The organism is Halovibrio variabilis, assembly GCF_007991175.1.
Lineage (GTDB): Bacteria > Pseudomonadota > Gammaproteobacteria > Pseudomonadales > Halomonadaceae > Vreelandella > Vreelandella variabilis.
The window spans coordinates 110,893-124,234 of sequence record NZ_BJXV01000011.1 but is presented as its reverse complement, the minus strand read 5'-3'; the positions used below and the strand labels follow the sequence as shown (position 1 = coordinate 124,234).

Here is a 13,342-nt window from a genome sequence, read left to right as displayed (position 1 = left end):
TGGGTAATAGTGTGGAGTGTTGGAGTGTTGGAGTGTTGGAGTGTTAAAGTGTTAATTGGCGAGTCGGGTGATTTTACCGACGTTGGGAAGATTACGGATGCGTTTGATAATCCCCGCCAGGTGTACGCGTCCTTTGACTGCCAGCGTCAAATTCACCGTCGAAAGATGGGCGTCACGCTCTTCAATACCAATACGCTCGATATTGGCATCGGCATCGGTGACTAGACCGGCAAGCTCTGCGACCAACCCGCGACGACTCTCGATCTCAATGCGCAGCGCGACCGGGAAATCTTCGTCAATGGCGTCCGACCACTCCAGCGCAAAGAGCTTATCGGGGTCGCTTTTGTCGGCGAAGCTCTTATCAGCCACGTTCTTACACTCGGCGCGGTGCACTACCAAGCCTTTGCCCATGGAAAGATGCCCCACCACGGGGTCGCCTGGCAGCGGGTGGCAGCAGCGCGCAAAGTTGACCACCATGCCTTCACTACCGCTAATCACTACCGCTTTGCTACCGTCGCCGGACGTTGAGTGTTCATAAGAATCACCGTGCGCCGCCTCGACTAACCGACGTGCCACCACGTGGGTCATACGGTTGCCCAGCCCCAGCGACTCCAGCAAAGCGTCTTCGGAAGACACGTCCAGCTCTTCGAAGGCCCGCTTCAGGGTACTCTCATCCAGCTCTTCCAGGCTGGTATCGAACGGTGCCAGTGCTTTGTTGAGCAAGCGCCGCCCCAACATGATCGCCTCAGTCTGCTGCTGATGCTTCAGCGCATGGCGGATAGCCGAGCGCGCCTTTGCCGTGGATACAAAGTTAAGCCAGGCAAGATTAGGCTTGGCACCGGGGGCGGTAATAATTTCCAGCGTCTGGCCGCTTTCTAAACGCGTTGAGAGTGGCGCCAGGTGGCGGTCAATACGGCAAGCGATGCAGTTATTACCGATATCGGTGTGCACGGTATAGGCAAAGTCGATCACGGTGGCGCCCTGAGGAAGCTCCATAATGTCGCCTTTTGGCGTAAACACGTAGATATCGTCGGGGAAAAGGTCGTTTTTAACGTGCTCGATAAACTCTAACGAATCGCCGGCATGGCGCTGCATTTCCAACAGCCCCTTCACCCAGGCGCGGGCGCGGGCGTGGCTGCCCTCGGCAATCGGGTGCGAGGTCTGCCCCGCCTTGTAAAGCCAGTGGGCGGCGATGCCGTTATTGGCCATGGCTTCCATTTCGCGGGTACGTATCTGCACTTCGATCGGCATACCACGTGAACCAAACAGAGTGGTATGCAGGCTCTGATAGCCGTTGGCTTTGGGGATCGCAATGTAGTCTTTAAAGCGCCCAGGCACCGGCTTATAGAGGTTATGCACCACGCCTAGAATACGGTAGCAGCTGGCCACATCTTCAGTAATGATGCGAAACCCAAATACGTCCATGATTTCGGCAAAGGGCTTGCGCTGGTCGCGCATCTTTCGGTAAATCGACAAAAGATGCTTTTGCCGCCCAATGACCGTACCGTTGAGGCCGTCGTCATCCAGGCTTTTTTGCAGCGAAGACTGAATCTGCCGCATGGCGCTGCGCCGATGCCCCCGGGCGTTAGCCACCGCACGCTTAATGCGCTCAGACCGCATGGGGTGAATCGCCTGGAAGGAGAGATCCTCCAACTCAACGCGAATGGTGTTAATCCCCAGCCGCCCGGCAATACGGGCGTAAATTTCCAGGGTTTCGCGGGCAATGCGGCGCTTTTTATCCGGACGCAGCGCGCCAAGCGTACGCATGTTGTGCAGCCGGTCGGCAAGCTTAACGATGATAACGCGGATATCCCGCGACATCGCCAGCACCATTTTCTGAAAGTTTTCCGCCTGGGCGACGGCCTTGTCTTCGAAGGTGATTTGGGTCAGCTTCGACACCCCATCCACCAGCTCTGCCACTGGTTTACCGAACTGTGTTTCCAAAGCGTGTTTGGAAACGCCGGTATCTTCGATAACGTCATGCAGCATGGCGGCCATCAGGCTTTGATGGTCCATGTGCATATTGGCAAGGATATTCGCCACCGCCAGCGGATGGGTAACATAGGGCTCGCCCGAACGCCGCCGCTGGCCGTCGTGGGCCTGCTCGGCGTAGTAGAAGGCGCGTTTGACCTGCTGGATCTCATCCGAGGGTAAATAGCCGCCGAGCCGATCGGCCAGGTCATCAATGGTGAACATCTACCGCGCCTCTATCGGTGCGTTGGAAACGTTAGTCGTCGATATGCGGCGCCATCGCCGGACGCGGACGCACAGCGGCTTCAACAGGCTCATCCAGCACGGTGTGATCGACCAGGCCTCCGGCAATTTCGCGCAGCGCCATCACGGTTGGCTTATCGTTTTCCCAAGGCAGTAGGGCATCGCGCGAGCCGCGGGCCAGTTGACGAGCGCGCTGGGTGGAAATCATCACCAGCTTGAAGCGGTTTTCAACGTTTTCTAGACAATCTTCAACGGTTACGCGAGCCATGGGAGCCTTCCTGTAATGACGGAACCGGGCCGACGCCGTCATATAAAACGGCGCCGACCCAGCAAAAAGTAGTACGACCCGATAGATTACTCGACCGTAGGCGTCTATGACAAGAGCGCAGTCAACAGCGGCGCATGACACTCGCTCATTCGCGAGCAACTTAAGCGACGGCTGATCACCAATGACTGCAACTCTTGCAGCGCCGTGGTGAAATCATCGTTGACGACGAGGTAATCATATTCATGAAAATGCGACATCTCGCTCACCGCATCGCGCATGCGTCGGGCAATGACGGCATGTTCATCGGTGCCGCGGCTAGCCAAGCGGCGCTCTAGTTCGTCCCGCGAAGGCGGTAGAATAAAGATCGACACCGCTTCGGGCATTTGCAGGCGTACCTGCTGCGCGCCCTGCCAGTCGATTTCAAGAATCACATCCTGCCCTGCCCCCAGCAGAACCTCTACCGCCTGGCGCGAGGTGCCGTAGTAATTATCAAAGACTCTGGCATACTCAAAAAACTCACCTCGCGCGATCATCGCTTCAAACTCGGCCACATCAGTGAAATGGTAGTTCACGTCATTCACTTCACCCTCGCGCATAGCGCGAGTAGTGTGCGATACCGATACTTGAATCCCATCCAGGCTTTCGATGAGCTCGCGTACCAGGCTGGTTTTGCCGGCACCCGAAGGGGCAGAAATGATAAACAGCGTACCTTGGGACATGAAGCGCTTTCCCTTCAGTTAGCGAAAAGTAAGTAGAGCGACTGCAGCAGCGCAGCAAGGCTGCGCAGTATCGCACACCCATCGCTGCGACTGTAGCGTTGGCAGCGACATAAGAGAGGCAGGGATGCGCCGGACACTGTTTATTTTAATCCTGATAGCGCTGGGCGTTGCGCTACAAAAAGGCATCATCGAGATTCCCCGCCACTGGGCGCCTTGGGCACCCCTGCACATCGACGACCCCATTACGCCGATCACGCAACTGAAGCTAAGCCGCTTGGCGGACGACCGCGAAGGCTGCCTAGCGGCATTGGATACCGTGCCCGATGGCCAGCTGCGCGTCACGCCGCTGGCCGATTACACGCCAACGGCAAACTGCCCACTTGAAAATGTGGTGCGAATGCACACCAGCGGCGTCGCGTTCAATCAAAGCTTTGTGGCCTCCTGCCCGTTGGCGCTGGCGTGGGTGATGTATGAACGTCACGCGCTTCAGCCTGCGGCTGAGGAAATTATGGGCAGCCGAGTGCGCCAGGTTAACCACGTGGGCAGCTTTGCCTGCCGTAATGTCTATGGCCGCGAAAGCGGCAGACGCAGCGAACACGCCACCGCCGAAGCGCTGGACGTAGTGGGCTTTCAATTCGAAAACGGCCAGCAAATTTCGCTAGCTAATGATTGGGATAATGACGGCGAGGCAGGGAAATTCTTGCGCGCAGCGCGCGACGGCGCCTGCGACACCTTTGGCAACGTGCTAGGGCCTGACTACAACGCCGCGCACGCTGATCACTTTCATCTGGGCATGCGCGGCTTTAGGCTGTGTCGTTAATCAACGCTCACTGATAACCGTTAGCGGTCAGAAAAGTGCGTTTTTCTAACCAGCGCCCAGCAGCAAAAATCACCAGCCCACAGCACGCTAAACTGGCGCCCACCAAGCCCGTGCTCGACCAGCTAAAGCCAGCGCTAATCGCCAACCCCGCCAGCCACGCCCCGAGGGCATTGGCACCGTTAAAGGCCGCATGATTAAGCGACGCCGCCATGGTTTGGGCATCTTCTGCCACGTCCATTAGACGAGTTTGCAGCGAAGGCGCCAGCGCCATGCTGGTACCCACCAGGCCAACGAACAGCAGCCCCGTCCAAACGTTATTAGCGGCAAAGTAAAACAGCCCCTGAATCACTCCACACCAGAGCAGGATAGTCGGAATAGCGCGCATCAGGTTTTTATCCGCCATGCGCCCGCCGATTAAGTTACCGGCAATAGAGCCCAGGCCGAAGATCACCAGTACCAAAGGCCCCAGCGCTTCGCTCATGCCCGCCTGCTGGGTTAATGTCGGCATCACATAGCTAAAAATGGCAAACATGCCGCCGCAGCCAATGCAGGCGAGCGCCAGAGTAACCAGGACCCGCTGCTTCAGTAGCGCTGACAGCTCTCGCACGGGGCTCGCCAGGGTATCAATGGGCTGAACCGGCACGTACAGCCGGATCAACAGGGCAGTCAGCAGCGCAATGCCGCCAACGCCCGCAAAGGCGATCTGCCAGCCCAACAGGTTGCCCGCCCAGGTACCCAGTGGCGCGCCGATCAAAATCGCCACGGTTAAGCCCAGCATGACGCGGGAAATAGCCCGCGCCCGTTGGTCTACCGGCACGGCCCCCGCTGCCACCAGTGCGGCGATGCCAAAATAGGCGCCGTGGGGCAGGCCAGCGAGAAAACGCAGGCCAACAAATGACCAGAACCCTGGCGCCATGGCGCTGGCAATATTGCCCACCGCAAACACCAGCATCAGGATAATCAATAGCAGCCGCCTTGGCGCCCGCGCGGCCAGCGCTGAAATCAGCGGCGCGCCGACCACCACGCCCAAGGCATAGCTGCTAATGGCGTAACCCACTTGGGGCACGGTCACGGCGAGGTCCCCCGCCACGCGGTTCATCAGGCCCATAATGACAAATTCGCTGGTGCCGATCCCAAAGCCACCCAGCGCCAACACAAATTCGGCCAGCCGCGGGTTGCGCGCCAGCCCTTGAGACGACGATGCTGTCGAATCCTGCATGCTTATCTCCTGGGGATACCGCCCGGTTGGTATCTCAATTAGCGCTAGATGATCGCAGGATTAGACGAAAGTAGAAACATGCTGCGTTTAAAAAGTTAGCGGGCGAAAGGGGTCCTCCGTATGGGTTTCATCCCATTAGTGTTCTAGCTTTGTTAGTGTGCTTTTAATTCTCAATACGCGAGACGCTGATGAACCCAGCTACCATCGAGCATGCCATGGCAGGACTCGCCAAGGCAGATCCGGATATCGCCCGCGCTTACCCACTGGTGGGTGCGCCCTCGCCCCGCGAACGCGACCAGGGTTTTGCGACGTTTTTCAGTACCATCGTTAGTCAGCAACTTTCCACCGAAGCGGCTCGTGCGATTATGGGCCGCGTTAATACGCTGCTGCCTGAACTGCATGCTAAAGCGGTAATGGAAGTAGAGGGCCAAGCACTGCGGGATGCCGGGCTCTCCTGGCGCAAAATCGAATACGCCAAGGGGCTGGCAGAAGCGGAGCTGGCAGGCACCTTTAGTGCCGATGGGCTTGAGCAGCTCAGCGACGAAGAGGCGATTACCGCGATTACCCAGCTGCGCGGCTTTGGCCGCTGGAGCGCCGAAATTTATCTGATGTTCTCGTTGAAGCGACCGGACATTTTTCCCGCCGATGATCTCGCGTTGCGGGTCGCCCTGGGCCGGTTAAAAGGCATGGAGGACAAACCCACGCCCAAGCAGGCGCGCCAGCTAGTGGAGCATTGGACGCCCTGGCGCAGCGTGGGTTCGCTGTTTCTGTGGCACTACTACCGCGGTGAACCGTTGTAGAACGCCGTCATGGCACTTAGTGAACGTAGCAACGTTATTTTTCAGGAGTACCCGCAATGGCAAACCTTCACCCCGCCTACCGCGCCCAACCGGGCTCGCCGCTTTTCGTTGACCGTCCTTTCTACCATCAAATTGCCAACGCGACAGGCCAGCGCAGACTGGTAGAAACGATAGACATACCGATTCGGGATGCGCGCGCCTGGAAAGTGCCCGCCGGTCATGTGATGCGCATCTGTACCCGCCAAGGCCCCCAGGTAGGCGATTTCAATCTTTGGTCGTTGCATAACCCGCGGGAGCGCTTCTGGGCCTCGCGCACCCGCCAGCTACAGCGCGCCCACGTCAGCGTCCACGACCGTTTGTGGTCTTCACTGCCCTATCTTCGGCCCATGGCGACCATCACCGCCGATACCCTGGAGAACTACGGTGTCGACGAGGATGGTGGTCGTGTTCACGATCTACTAGGTACACGTTGTGACCCCTATGTGAACCATTTGCTGACTGGTGAGGATTTCGACTTCCACTGCCACTCCAATCTGACCCGTGCCGTGGCCCCTTTCGGGCTCACCGAATTTGATATCCACGATGTGCTCAACGTCTTTCAATGCACCGGCCTCAATGAGCAGGACCAGTACTTCATGAAAGCCTGCCCAGCACAAGAAGGGGACTACCTGGAGCTGTTTGCCGAGATTGACTTACTGTGTGCCCTTTCCTGCTGCCCAGGCGGGGATTTATCGGTTGATTTGTGGGGCAGCGATGCCAGCGACGATGACCTGCTGGCCACCTGCCACCCCATCGGCATCGAAATCTACGCCCTCGACGACGAACTCCTAACAGGCTGGTCGCCGCCGACATCGCCCAACTATCGCGGCCACCATGGTCAGCGACCGCCTGCAGAGGACTGGAACGCCAAGCGCAATCAATGCTGCTGAGGTCAGGCGTCAAGACCGCCAAAGCGCCCGTTCTGATAGTCCTCGACCGCCTGGACGATCTCTTCGCGGGTATTCATCACAAAGGGGCCATGGGAGTAGACAGGCTCATCAATCACCTCGCCGTGGCCAAACAGTAGGCGTGCGTCGCTGCTGGCTTCAATCACTAAGCTATCGCCATCGCGGTCTACGTCGACCAGATGGTGAGGCTGAACAGGTTCGCCACCCACCTCAACATCACCCGCCACCACATAGAGAAACACCTGACGCCCAGGCGCCACGGGTAGCTGTTCAGAGCTACCGGCAGGGAGTCGTAACGTCGACATAAACACGTCAGTTAGTGACTCAATTGGCCCCGCCTGCTCCTGCCACTGCCCGGCAATCAGGTTCAGCTCACCGCCGCCCGGCAGCGCAATGGCCGGTATAGATTCCTGCTGCAGCCCCGTATAGCGCGGCTCGGTCATTTTCAGGCGTGCTGGCAGGTTGACCCACAGCTGCAGGATTTCCAGCGGGCCACCGTCGCGCAGAAACTCGGGGGGCGATATCTCCGCATGGACAATGCCGCTGCCCGCAGTCATCCACTGCACGCCACCGGCATGAATCACGCTCTGATGCCTGGTGCTGTCGGCGTGGGCCAGCGAGCCTTGCAAAATAAAGGTGACCGTTTCAAAGCCGCGGTGCGGATGTGGGCCGAACGGCAGTCCCTTATTGTTAGCCGGATACCTCTGCGGGCCGTGATGGTTAAGAAACAGAAACGGATCGAGCTGTTCAAGCTGCGGCCCCGGCAGCGGCCGCCGGGTAACCAAATCACCGATATCATCGCGCTTGGCGGGGTGTTGAGCGACCACACGGCGCACTGAGCGAGTAGTGTCTGATGGCATAGCAATCTCCTTATCCAATACTCCCCAGCGTAAAACCTATAGCCGCGGATGAGGAGCGAATAATTTACCCCGTTTCATTGAAAGAAATTGTTATTAACGTGCTCAGCTGTTTCCTCAAAGCCTGGTCACCACCGTCACCCCCGCCCCTTCAAATTTATCCATGTTCATTAGCGCATCAATCGATTGCTCAAGGGTGATTCGTTTGCCGATCAGCCTTTCAGGCGCCAGCTTGCCAGACTGCATCATCGCCAGCATGGCGCCATAACGGTGCGCCTGCATGCCATGACTGCCGAGTATCTCAAGCTCGTTGGCAATGACCTTACTCATGGGAATGGCAGGGGTACTGTTCTCAGCCAACATCAGCCCAACCTGAACATGTTTGCCTCGTTTACGCAGGTTGCTGATCGAGTTAAAGCAGGTTGTCGGGTGCCCTAGCGCATCCAGGGATACGTGAGCGCCTCCCTGGGTGATTTCCGTTACCGCTTCCACCACATTGGCGACCTTGGCGGCATTGACGGTGGCAGTAGCGCCCAATTGGCGGGCCATAGTAAGCGCGTCTTCCGAAATATCGATGGCGATAACGTTAGCGCCGACGGCACTGGCAATCATCACCGCCGATAGACCAACACCCCCGCAGCCGTGGACGGCCACCCACTGACCTGCCGATGTTTTACCCTGATCAACCACCGCCCGAAATGAGGTCACAAAACGACAGCCCAGGCTGGCCGCCGTGGCAAAGTCGAGTGTCTCGGGCAGTGCGATCAAATTGACGTCGGCGTAGTGAATGCCCACGTACTCGGCGAAGGAGCCCCAGTGCGTGAAGCCGGGTTGAAACTGACTATCGCAAACCTGGTGATTGCCGGAGTGGCACTCAGGGCAAGTGCCGCATCCACCCACGAACGGCACCGTGACACGGTCACCAATACGCCACTGTTTGACGTCTTTACCCACGGCTTCCACGACGCCTGCCAGCTCATGCCCAGGCACGTGGGGGAGCTGAATATCGGTATCATGCCCCACCCAGCCATGCCAATCGCTACGGCAAACCCCGGTCGCCATCACTTTCACCACCACGCCATGCGCCTCTGGCGTAGGATCAGGCAGTTGCTGGATCTGGGGTGGGGCGGAAAAACGCTCAAAAACAACGGCTTTCATAAAGAATTCCTAAACTGTATCGCTTTTTTACTGTGTCACTACACTCGCCATTAAGGGGTGAATTACTGGTCGCTAACGCTTAACCGCCCCACTACCTGTAACTCCTGCTCGGCTGGGCGCACCACAATCATCTCACCGGAACTTACGCCGCTGCCAACCAGCGCGGTGATATTCACCTGATGGGTGATCAGCAACAAATTGCCGGGACCTTGCCACGCTGATATCTGCTCCTGAGCAGCTTGGGTGATTAACGCTCGATCACCACGTCCGCGAAAGAAAGAATCGAGCCACGGCACAGGCTCTACACTGCCCAGCGCCATCAACTCAGCGGTATCCAACGCCCGGCACCAGCTTGATGAATACACCCCTGCAATGGGGATATCCCGCTCACGAAACGCACGGCCAGCGGCTTGCGCCTGAGCACGCCCTGCCGCAGAAAGATTGCGCTGAGTCTCGCAGCGGCCACGCTCAAAGCCCGGCGGGTCGCCAATGCCAGGCGCCAGGGAGTGGCGCATTAGAATCACCAGGCCGCCCTGCTCCAGCGCCTGCCAGGTGGCATCGTTTGCCTGGGCGCTGATGGGCAGCATGCTCAGCACAGCGAGCAGCAAGGTTAAAGTTAGGTGGCGTAGGGTTCTCATCGGGAGATATCCAAGCAGATTGGAAATGACGTTTAGCCTATCGCAGTCGGCTGATCACGGGTAACTTCTCAGTCAACGGGTTCGCCGTCGTCATCACAATGCGGCCATAAAGCTCTCCTATTACGCTTATTGTTTTGCGGCCAGTCGCTGGGGAATGCCGTCGGCATGACCCAGCTCGGGATACATCAGATCAGTGTGCCACCTAGCTACTCTTCCACTGAGTACCACTGCCATCGCTACGAAGAGGAGGCCGTCTACGTGTTCTCAGTAACCGGCATGGCCACGCTAGGTAACCGCAAGCAGCCGATCCGCCCCGGACTTCATCGGCTACCCCCATCAACGGCGTGGTCCATGATTAGTACCCTCTACTACGAGCGGCTGCTGGCCAGCCAGGATAAATCCCCGGTTGCACAGGAAGCGAAACAAAGCACCCAGCCATTGGCGGAAAGCGCCAAAGACTACCTGCGCGACCCTTACATTTTGGATTTTCTTAATCTGCAGGATAAAACCTATCAGGAAAGCCAGCTAGAGCAGGCCATTATCAGCAATCTGCAGCAGTTCTAACTGGAGCTGAGCAAAGGCTTTGCCTTTGTGGAGCGCCAGCAACACATCCGCTTTGCTGACGAAGATTTCTACATAGACCTCGTGTTCTACAACTTTAAACTGAAGTGCTTTTTACTGGTGGATCTCAAGCTCGGCAAGCTCAGGTATTAGGATATCGGCCAGATGGATACCCACGTGCGCTTATATGATGAGCAGCGCAAGGGCAGCGATGACAACACCACCATCGGCTTAGTGCTGTGCAGCGAAAAAAGCGAAGCAGTTGTGAAGTACTCGGTGTTGGCCGAGCAAAAACAACTGTTTGCGGCGAAATACTTACCGTATCTGCCCTCCGAGGATGAGCTCAAACGCGAGCTAGAGCGCGAGCGGGCTCAGGCAGTTGAGCAGCTTCAACAGCAGGGGCTGGGCGATGAGTGAAAATATATGCCGTGTAGCCCCTATTTAAGGCGCTACGTTGTATACCAACGCCAGCAAGCCCCAAGGCTGTGCTGTCCTTAATATATCACCTAGACGAACAGTCAAGCAGTTACCCTGCGCTGCGAGAGGCTACAGCCATTCCTGCCTGTTACTGCTTAATTCTCCCCTGAAGCGTTCGTGATTCGTTAGACTATCCATCATTTAAATATCGGTCATTAGATTCAGCCCTAACGCTAAGTCTGCTGTATCTCTAAGGAATATCTTAATGCCCCTGACCCTTCCCCAGCTCGAACGCCACCTATTCAGTGCCGCCGATATTCTGCGCGGCAAGATGGACGCTTCCGAGTTCAAGGAGTACATCTTCGGGATGCTGTTCCTGAAGCGCTGCTCGGACGTGTTCGACGAGCGCTATGCGCAGGTCGTCAGCGAACAGCTGGCCAAGGGTAAGACCGAGTTGGAAGCGGCCCAGATCGCCGAGAACCGTATCTGGTACAAGACGAGCTTCTATGTGCCGGAAACCTCGCGCTGGCGCTATCTGGTCAACGAAGCCCACAAGAACGTGGGCGATTCTCTCAATACCGCCCTCGGTGGCTTAGAGCAGGGCAATACCAGCCTGCAGGACGTGCTGACACACATCGACTTCAACCGTAAGGTCGGTCAAAGCAATATCTCCGACGCCAAGCTGCGCGCGCTGATCAACCACTTCAACAAATACCGGCTGTGCGACCGGGATTTCGAGTTCCCCGACCTGCTGGGTACTGCGTATGAATACCTAGTCGGCGATTTCGCCGGCAAGAAGGGCACCGAGTTCTACACACCACGCTCGGTAGTGCGCATGATGGTGCGGCTACTTGATCCGCAGCAACACCACCGTATTTATGACCCCTGCTGTGGCACCGGCGGGATGCTGATCGCCGCGAAGGAGTGGGTCGACGAGCACGGTGGCGAAGGCTTTCGGCTCGATTGCTATGGCCAGGAAAATGCCGGTACCTTATGGTCGATCGCCAAGATGAACATGCTGCTGCACGGCATCACCACGGGCAACCTGGAAAACGACGACACGTTGGAACACCCACGCCACATGAAGAACGGCGAACTGCAACGCTTCGACCGCATCCTGACCAATCTGCCATTCTCCTATAACTTCGGCAACAAGGACACGGACGACAGCGGCCAGCCGGTGTTTCAGCCAAAATTCCGTACTGAACGTTTCAAGTACGGCGAGGTGCGGCTGGGCTCGAAGAAAGCCGACCTGATGTTCCTGCAGCATATGCTGGCGGTGTGTGCCGACGGCGGCATGATTGCCACCGTCATGCCCCATGGCGTGCTGTTTCGGGGCGGTGAGGAGAAAAACATTCGCAAGGGCATCATCGAGGACGACCTGCTCGAGGCCGTCATCGGCCTGCCTCCGGGTTTATTCCATGGCACAGGTATTCCGACAGTACTGTTAGTGCTCAATAAGAATAAATCTGCTGATAGGTCAAAAAGTGTTATTTTTATCGATGCTGCTCATTGCTATAAGAAAGAGAAGGCTTTGAATGAGTTGCGAGAGGAAGACGTTGATAGGATCGTTGAGGCTTATGAAAGCTGGGAAAGTCAAGGTGACTATTCCAGGGTGGTGAACTTTGATGAAATCGCTGCCAATGATTTTAATGTGGGTCTTAATGGTTACGTTGATAACTCTCCAGCCTTGAGGCGAATCAGGGAGCTAGGCGAGTATCATAAAAGGTATGAAGCTTATGGGCTTGACCCAGAAGATGAAAACTCTGCTGCTACGAAAATCTATGCAGCTAAATCAGTTGGCGAGAGAAAGAATTCGATTTTTATTAACTGTAAAAACGCAGGCAAAAAGGTGTGTAGTTCGATCAGTGAGATCAATGAAGAGAGAAAGGAAGATTATATTCAAGTGGTTCTTCGAGAGGATCTTCTGTTCTCAGAATATGCAAAGCTCTTCTTTTTGTCTGAGCTGGGCCAGCTGACCATTCGACATCCTTTATCGGGCCATATGGCCCCTATGTTAACTATTGGAAAAATAAAGGGTTTCAAGATTTACGCGCCACCTTTAGAAGAGCAGAAGAACATAATAGATTTGGCAAAAAGGTTGGATGTTGCGCGGAGGAATATCTCCGATCATTGGGATAACTTAATAACTAGGCCTTCGCTTGCAAATAGTATTCAGGAAAAGTTGGATAGGTTTGTATATGACTTGTCTGACATGGGAAGCGAATCAGCTGTAAGATATATGCTTGAGAAAAACGAGAACAAACACATTGAGTTCAAGCAGTGTTTTTTTCTTTCAGAAAGTCAAGTTTATAATGAGGCAGAGTCAGTAGGGATTAATAAGGGCGAGCAAAGAAAGGCTGTAAAAAACATTGCCTCTTTCATTAATTCAGAAGGTGGTAGTTTGCTAATTGGTGTGAATGACGGAGGAGGGGTTGTTGGTGTCGAGCGAGAAATGGCTCGACTGAAAATGAAAAAATCCGAACAGTATATTAAGGGTTTGGAGGATGTTATTAAATCTCTTCTTGGTGAAGGCATAAGCAAGTTTTTAGATATCAGAGAAGTGATTATAGATGACAAGACTGTTATTTTGTTGAGCTGTAAGCGTTCTCCTAGGGCAGTTTTTTGTGATAAAGAGTTTTTTATACGCAGGTCAGCGGCGTCCGAAGCTTTATATGGACACGAAATGTTGAACTACATCCAGACACACTTTACGAGCTAAAT

At 55.8% G+C, this 13,342-nt stretch carries 12 protein-coding genes and 1 pseudogene; 6 read left to right on the top strand and 7 right to left on the bottom strand.

The window, feature by feature from the left end:
- Positions 1-51: 51 nt before the first annotated feature.
- The 3 genes from HVA01_RS11025 to gmk all read right to left on the bottom strand — a co-directional run bounded on the left by HVA01_RS11025 (position 52) and on the right by gmk (position 3,201).
- On the bottom strand, positions 52-2,196 hold the full coding sequence (locus HVA01_RS11025; RefSeq protein WP_146875469.1) for a RelA/SpoT family protein: 2,145 nt from the start codon (positions 2,194-2,196) through the stop codon (positions 52-54).
- 31 nt (positions 2,197-2,227) lie between these two features.
- Complete coding sequence (gene rpoZ, locus HVA01_RS11020) at positions 2,228-2,482, bottom strand: DNA-directed RNA polymerase subunit omega (protein ID WP_146875468.1); 255 nt, start codon at positions 2,480-2,482, stop codon at positions 2,228-2,230.
- Positions 2,483-2,586: 104 nt separating this feature from the next.
- A complete protein-coding gene (gene gmk / locus HVA01_RS11015; RefSeq protein ID WP_146875467.1) occupies positions 2,587-3,201 on the bottom strand; it encodes a guanylate kinase in 615 nt (204 codons plus the stop codon).
- 124 nt (positions 3,202-3,325) lie between these two features.
- On the opposite strand from gmk, the gene HVA01_RS11010 reads away from it, so the two are divergent.
- A complete protein-coding gene (locus HVA01_RS11010; protein WP_146875466.1) occupies positions 3,326-4,021 on the top strand; it encodes an extensin-like domain-containing protein in 696 nt (231 codons plus the stop codon).
- A 7-nt stretch (positions 4,022-4,028) separates the two neighbouring features.
- Here HVA01_RS11010 and HVA01_RS11005 read toward each other — a convergent pair whose 3' ends face one another.
- Positions 4,029-5,240 (bottom strand): MFS transporter, encoded by a 1,212-nt coding sequence (locus HVA01_RS11005; RefSeq protein WP_146875465.1) that lies wholly within the window; start codon positions 5,238-5,240, stop codon positions 4,029-4,031.
- 188 nt (positions 5,241-5,428) lie between these two features.
- Between HVA01_RS11005 and HVA01_RS11000 the strand changes: the two genes are divergently transcribed.
- Entirely contained in the window at positions 5,429-6,040 is a 612-nt protein-coding gene (locus tag HVA01_RS11000; RefSeq protein ID WP_146875464.1) for a DNA-3-methyladenine glycosylase family protein, read from the top strand.
- A gap of 56 nt (positions 6,041-6,096) precedes the next feature.
- Positions 6,097-6,969 (top strand): urea carboxylase-associated family protein, encoded by an 873-nt coding sequence (locus HVA01_RS10995; protein ID WP_146875463.1) that lies wholly within the window; start codon positions 6,097-6,099, stop codon positions 6,967-6,969.
- Positions 6,970-6,971: 2 nt separating this feature from the next.
- Here HVA01_RS10995 and HVA01_RS10990 read toward each other — a convergent pair whose 3' ends face one another.
- The 3 genes from HVA01_RS10990 to HVA01_RS10980 all read right to left on the bottom strand — a co-directional run bounded on the left by HVA01_RS10990 (position 6,972) and on the right by HVA01_RS10980 (position 9,640).
- Positions 6,972-7,847, bottom strand: coding sequence for a pirin family protein (locus HVA01_RS10990; RefSeq protein WP_146875462.1), 876 nt, complete (start codon positions 7,845-7,847; stop codon positions 6,972-6,974).
- Between the two features lie 114 nt (positions 7,848-7,961).
- Positions 7,962-9,002: a zinc-dependent alcohol dehydrogenase family protein gene (locus HVA01_RS10985; RefSeq protein ID WP_146875461.1), complete on the bottom strand. Its 1,041-nt coding sequence runs from the start codon at positions 9,000-9,002 to the stop codon at positions 7,962-7,964.
- 62 nt (positions 9,003-9,064) lie between these two features.
- The gene (locus tag HVA01_RS10980) at positions 9,065-9,640 is read right to left on the bottom strand and encodes a histidine phosphatase family protein (RefSeq protein WP_146875460.1); all 576 of its coding nucleotides are present in this window, start codon (positions 9,638-9,640) and stop codon (positions 9,065-9,067) included.
- Between the two features lie 165 nt (positions 9,641-9,805).
- Here HVA01_RS10980 and HVA01_RS17685 point away from each other — a divergent pair, with 165 nt between their 5' ends.
- The 3 genes and pseudogenes from HVA01_RS17685 to HVA01_RS10970 all read left to right on the top strand — a co-directional run bounded on the left by HVA01_RS17685 (position 9,806) and on the right by HVA01_RS10970 (position 13,340).
- Complete coding sequence (locus HVA01_RS17685; RefSeq protein WP_246129584.1) at positions 9,806-10,204, top strand: cupin domain-containing protein; 399 nt, start codon at positions 9,806-9,808, stop codon at positions 10,202-10,204.
- Positions 10,205-10,618 (top strand): annotated as a pseudogene (locus HVA01_RS17680) (PDDEXK nuclease domain-containing protein).
- 265 nt (positions 10,619-10,883) lie between these two features.
- Entirely contained in the window at positions 10,884-13,340 is a 2,457-nt protein-coding gene (locus HVA01_RS10970; RefSeq protein ID WP_146875459.1) for an N-6 DNA methylase, read from the top strand.
- Positions 13,341-13,342 lie beyond the last annotated feature (2 nt).